Raw genomic sequence first — 512 nt, 5'->3', positions numbered from 1 at the left:
CCTGCCCACCGGGTTGCCCCCGGTGGACCACGGCCATGCGGTGGGAACGGTCACCGATCATTACCTGGACTTCGGCGTGGGCAACTCCTTTGCGTTTTCCTGGCAGATGGCGCTCGGTGGGCCGTTTTCTTGTTTTTTGCTGTCAGCCGCAATTTTCCCGCTACTTGTATTTTTGGGCGGGCTTCACTTTGGCTACGGATGGGACGGTGCTGTCGAAGCATTCAAGGGGGCTTTCAGTCTCGGTTTCTGGATTGGTTTAGGGGGGGGGGTAGGAGTATTGCTGACATTAATGTGGCCTCACTGGCAGATGTACGGCCGGGCCGAGAAAATCGCCCCCACCCGCTTCAACCGCCAGCGCCGGGAAGTCTGCTTTGTGCCGGAGGGTCATAGTGAGCCCATCTTCATCCCCTGGGAGGAACTGGAAGCCTGGGTGATCGAGTCCCAGGGGGCCACGGAGTATGGGGTGCACCGCCAGTACGGCTTCGGCATTGGCTTCCGGCACCCGGAGACCG

1 pseudogene is annotated in these 512 nt (G+C 60.5%); it reads left to right on the top strand.

The annotated features are described in order from the left end of the window. Positions 1 to 289: 289 nt before the first annotated feature. A pseudogene (locus tag EZI54_RS24055) lies at positions 290 to 512 on the top strand (hypothetical protein); the annotation flags it as partial.

Source organism: Marinobacter halodurans (assembly GCF_004327985.1).
GTDB lineage: Bacteria > Pseudomonadota > Gammaproteobacteria > Pseudomonadales > Oleiphilaceae > Marinobacter_A > Marinobacter_A halodurans.
Note: the sequence above shows the minus strand (reverse complement) of the source record. Positions and strands in the feature narration are given on the sequence as shown.